The 4,642-nt window shown below is 45.0% G+C and carries 4 protein-coding genes and 1 pseudogene; all 5 read left to right on the plus strand.

The window, feature by feature from the left end; genetic code table 11:
• Positions 1–272 precede the first annotated feature (272 nt).
• Positions 273–560: a hypothetical protein gene (locus tag CDG79_RS39080; protein WP_189525299.1), complete on the plus strand. Its 288-nt coding sequence runs from the start codon at positions 273–275 to the stop codon at positions 558–560.
• A 208-nt stretch (positions 561–768) separates the two neighbouring features.
• A complete protein-coding gene (locus tag CDG79_RS39085) occupies positions 769–2,325 on the plus strand; it encodes a pyruvate kinase (RefSeq protein ID WP_094346858.1) in 1,557 nt (518 codons plus the stop codon).
• A gap of 203 nt (positions 2,326–2,528) precedes the next feature.
• Positions 2,529–3,518 (plus strand): L-lactate dehydrogenase, encoded by a 990-nt coding sequence (locus tag CDG79_RS39090; RefSeq protein ID WP_094346859.1) that lies wholly within the window; start codon positions 2,529–2,531, stop codon positions 3,516–3,518.
• Positions 3,519–3,604: 86 nt separating this feature from the next.
• Positions 3,605–4,246, plus strand: a pseudogene (locus CDG79_RS39095) (2,3-bisphosphoglycerate-dependent phosphoglycerate mutase); the annotation flags it as partial.
• Positions 4,247–4,450: 204 nt separating this feature from the next.
• On the plus strand, positions 4,451–4,642 hold a 192-nt coding region (locus CDG79_RS39100; RefSeq protein ID WP_223278630.1), incomplete at its 3' end, for a hypothetical protein.

The following is a 4,642-nucleotide window of genomic DNA, read 5'->3' on the forward strand; positions in this document are numbered from 1 at the left end:
GTCTCTTTTTTCAGAATAGCGAGCCTGTCTTTTTCCTCTGGTCATTGTCTCCAAAGCTTATGATTACAGCACTCTGATTTCTACCCTTTATCAGATTATCGTCTTTTGATAAGAGCCGCACCCTAATTGTTTAGATTACAGTCCACATAATCAAGTGAAACTAGTTGAAGAAGATTAGAGAAGACTGTTGAAGATAATTCCCTCTGCTTCTTCGGTCAAGTATTGCCTAATCTAACTGGCGAGATTGGAGAATAAAATTAGGAGTCTTAACCATGAACTGGAAGCAGTTGACAATCGTGTTTATCTGTACGATAGTATTTCTGTTTGCCGGAAATGCGATCGCACAGACTGATCTAAATATTAATAATACCAATCTGATTCGATTGGGCGGAAATGTCACGGTTGTAGAAAAACAAGTTCTAGAAAATGCTATTGCCATTGGTGGTTCGGCGATCGTCCAACCCAATGGACTGGTGACACAAACTGCGATCGCTATCGGTGGAAATATCATTCTCAAGCAAGGCGCACGGGTAGATGGCGATGCCTATGCGATCGACTAGTAGTACGCCAAGTCAACAATGCTTGCTTTGTAGTGAGTGCTACCCTGCGGGAACGCTTCGCGAACAGCGCTCAAATCAAGGACTAAAGTCCTTACTACGAACTTATTCACCCATCAAAATTAATGTGGTGGACTACTAGCTGGCATCGTTGGCTCAACAAATAATTACGAGTTGCAAATTGTTAATACAGTCTTTTGAGGGTTATTTAATGACAATTTCTACTCTAGATCATAATCAAGAAGAAGATACTTTTGACTACCTTGCATTAGACCTATCTAATCCTTGTGTCTTGTTAAATACGCTGCAACAACTGCGTCAGGTGGTTGTTCAAGAAGGGCAAGACATTTTTAACCAGTGGCGTTCGCGCCAGCGTTGCGGAGCAATCTCGCGCATTCAACGACAAGAGTTTCTCAGCAGTGGACTCAATCTTGCCCATTACATGGCTCTACGAAGACATGACCTACGTCCTCTGCAAGCTGCCTTAATCCCCTGGGGCTTATCTTCCTTGGGTCGTTTGGAAGCGCGAGTCATGCCGAATTTAGATGCGGTGATTGCCACTCTGGGGGCAATCTGTCAGGTCAATTCGGCTAGTTTGCCGATTCGTCCTTCTATTGGGGCGTTTCTGGAGGGCGATCGCCTACTTCACCAACATACTGAAGATGTGTTTGGTCAGACTTTAGCTCATCGCCGGGTCAGAATCATGGTGACATTGCCAATGGAAGCCGCTAGCCATTACGAATTTGTCCGGGATCTGCTTCAGCGAGGGACTAATTGTGTACGCATTAACTGTGCCCACGATCGCGCTAGCCTTTGGGAAGCGATGATTGGCAATGTCCGTCTGGCAGAGAAAGAAACCGGAAATTCTTGCAAAGTCTTAATGGATCTGGCAGGGCCGAAGCCCCGAATTGGCTTAGTAATGACACCTAATCAGAAACATCGCATCTTTCAAGGGGAATGTCTTGTCTTAACCCGTGATATGCCTAGTATGACGGATGCTAAGTGTTTCCAGGCAAATTGTACTCTCCCTGGAGTACTCGATCAATTGCAGGTGGGCGCAACTGCCTGGATTGATGATGGTCGTATTGGAGCGCGTGTAGAATCTCTCACTGATCAGGGTGTTCTCTTACGCATCACTCATGCGAGTTTAAAAGGTAGTAAACTTCTGCCAGATAAGGGGCTTAACTTCCCCGATACAAATTTGCAACTTAGCCCACTTACTGATAAAGATCGAGAGGATTTAGATTTTGTTGCCACCCATGCCGATATTGTGGGCTATTCTTTTGTGCAATCTGCCAATGATATTAAACTGCTCCAGCAAGAGTTAGCAAATCGGATGCCTCAAAAGAGTGAAATTGCCATTGTTGCTAAGATTGAAACACCCCAAGCCGTCAGTAATTTACCTGAGTTGATTGTGCAAGCAGCAGGTCAACAACCCTTTGCGGTGATGATTGCTAGAGGAGATTTGGCGATCGCAATTGGGTATCAACGACTGGCTGAAATGCAAGAAGAAATTCTCTGGCTTTGTGAGGCGGCTCATGTCCCGGTGATTTGGGCAACTCAAGTGCTAGAAAATCTGGTGAAAAAAGGCATTCCCTCACGAGCAGAAATGACGGATGCAGCAATGGCAGAAAGGGCTGAGTGCGTCATGCTCAACAAAGGGCCGTTTGTTGCCGAAGCCGTGACGATTCTGGATGATGTCTTGACTCGGATGCAGATGCATCAATTAAAGAAAACACCTCAACTCCGGGCGCTCCACTCTTGGTAAGTACTTGAGGTGGCGATCGCTTAGTTAACAGATATGTAGGGTGTGTTAGCGACAGCGTAACGCACCATTATTAAGGATTTGGTGCGTTACGCGAAACGCTAACGCACCCTACAAATACGTAATTTTGTTCAAGAATCAAATCGGATTCCTACATATTCAGTGAAATAACTGTTAACTATTAAAAGTTCAGTAGCCTAATAAAAATGTTTGAAACCCTCTTTACGCCTAATCCCAGTGTTGAAAATAAAGTCAGCATCCGTCCTCGCAAAGGTGTCATTATTGGTGCCGGACAGGTAGGGATGGCATGTGCCTATTCGATGACGATCCAAAACTGTTTTGATGAGTTAATTCTTCAAGATATTCAGACAGAGCGGCTTCAGGGAGAGGTCATGGATCTAATGCATGGCATTCCTTTTGTCGAGCCTGTTGAGATTAAAGCTGGCACCGTTGCCGATGTCGGACAGAATGCAGACCTGGTAATTATTACTGCTGGAGCCAGTCAGAAGGCGGGAGAGAGCCGCCTCGACTTGGTTGTACGCAACGTTGCCATCTTTAAGAGCTTGATTGCAGATGTCGTCAAATATTGCCCCAATGCTATCTTGCTAATTGTCAGCAATCCAGTAGACATTATGACTTACGTGACCCTAAAGCTCTCCGGTTTTCCTGCTGCGAGGGTAATTGGCTCTGGAACGGTGCTTGACTCTGCCCGTTTTCGTACCCTGCTGGCGCAGAAAATGGGCATTGATTCACGCAGTGTTCATGCTTACATCATTGGTGAACATGGCGACAGTGAAGTGCCCGTTTGGAGCAAGGTGAATATTGCCGGAATGCCTCTCTATGACCCAGAGGGTAGTTCAGCACTAGATCAGGCTGCATTACAAGAGCTTTTTGAACGGGTTAAAAACGTTGCCTACGAAATCATCAAATTCAAAGGGTGTACTTCCTACGCCATTGGATTGGCAACCACTGAAATTGTCCAAGCGATTCTGCGTGGACAAGAGCGCATTCTTACCGTTAGCTCCTTAGTGAATGACTTCTACGGTATTAGCGATGTTTGTCTCAGCCTACCCTCTGTCGTCAATGAAAAAGGTGTCATTAAGAGGGTCAACCTTACCCTCAATGACACGGAGCAACAAAAGTTGATTCATTCTGCACAGATTCTGCGTGACATTTTTGATACTCTGGAACTCTAGATCCACGCGATCGCACACCGAAGCAACACATAATGGCTAAATTAATATTGATCCGTCACGGACAGAGCCTTTAGAATGCAGAGAATAAATTTACAGGATGGGTTGATGTTCCTTTAGGCGAACAGGGGCGAGCAGAAGCAACCATCGCCTCCTGCAAACTGAAGAATTATCGAGTCAGAGTTTGCTTTACCAGTCTGCTGTTTCGCGCGATTGAAACTGCAATTATTATCTTGACAGAAGTCGATGATATTTGCGCGGGGAGAATTCCGATCATCAAGCATCAGGCAGATGATCGAGCCTGGCATGGTTGGGATAAATATAAAGGCGATCCTGAACGGGAACTGCCAGTTTATCCCACAGCTATGCTGGATGAACGGTACTATGGCGAACTGCAAGGGTTGAATAAAGCTGAAACCGCCGTAAAATTTGGCCAAGAACAGGTGCAACTCTGGCGAAGATCCTATGCTGTGGCTCCACCGGGTGGCGAAAGTTTGGCAGATACGGTGAAGCGCACTGTTCCATTCTTTTGCGATCGCATTTTGCCGCACTTAATCACAGGAGATAATGTCTTGATTGCAGCGCATGGAAACTCACTCCGCGCCATCATTAAGCACCTGGAAAACCTATCTGAAGGGGAGGTTGTCAATGTTGAGTTAGGAACAGCAATTCCAATTGTCTATGATATTGATGCTCATGGTCAGACCACTAACAAAGTCATTTTGAATTGAGAGCGAGGCTGACTAATACTTAATATTTGCGGGTTTATTCAGACATTTGAATTTTAGCTGTCATGACGATGAATGGCTCAATGGATGGAAATGCATTTGAAGTCTTTATCCAAAGATGTTTGCTCCCTCAATTATGGGTGGGTGCGATCGCTGTTCTAGCGATCTCCTGATGGTAGAATAAGTCTAAAATTAAGAACATTTATAATGTTACATGAATTTCTCTTAGCAGAACGTGACGAAATTCTCGCCTTGTGTTCAAAAAAGATCGCGCGTCTTGGTGATTCCATGAGTTCGAGCGACGAAATGGAAAGAGGATTACCTGTGTTCTACGATGAACTCATTGAGGTATTACGTGCTGATGCTGATATAGATGAATCTAGGGAACCAGATAACAAT

Source organism: Nostoc sp. 'Peltigera membranacea cyanobiont' 232 (genome assembly GCF_002245985.1).
Lineage (GTDB): Bacteria > Cyanobacteriota > Cyanobacteriia > Cyanobacteriales > Nostocaceae > Nostoc.